This is a genomic window from Brevibacterium sp. SIMBA_078, assembly GCF_046534565.1.
Lineage (GTDB): Bacteria > Actinomycetota > Actinomycetes > Actinomycetales > Brevibacteriaceae > Brevibacterium.
This window is the reverse complement of record NZ_JAWRYQ010000638.1, coordinates 1-232: the sequence shown is the minus strand read 5'-3', so window position 1 is coordinate 232 and position 232 is coordinate 1. Positions and strand designations below refer to the sequence as shown.

1 protein-coding gene is annotated in these 232 nt (G+C 40.9%); it reads right to left on the bottom strand.

What is annotated here, in order from left to right; all coding sequences use genetic code 11:
- Positions 1-232 (bottom strand): peptidylprolyl isomerase (locus SB749_RS21060; protein ID WP_410712035.1); only part of this gene is annotated, 232 nt, incomplete at both ends.

The following is a 232-nucleotide window of genomic DNA, read 5'->3' as shown; positions in this document are numbered from 1 at the left end:
ATTTCAGTGATCATAAGCGGCTTATTGGTAGTTAAATAAAACTCGGCAGGTACTGTGCTATTTTTGGTTTTAGTTAACTTTTTACCCGTGCTATCACCACCTTGAGCAACAAACCCTTCCACAAAACGATAAATATGAGTGCCCTGATAAAAGCCCTTTCGTGCCAATTTTTTAATATTAGCACTGTGTTTTGGCGCAAGCGCTGGATTGAGCTCAATATACGCAGCACCGG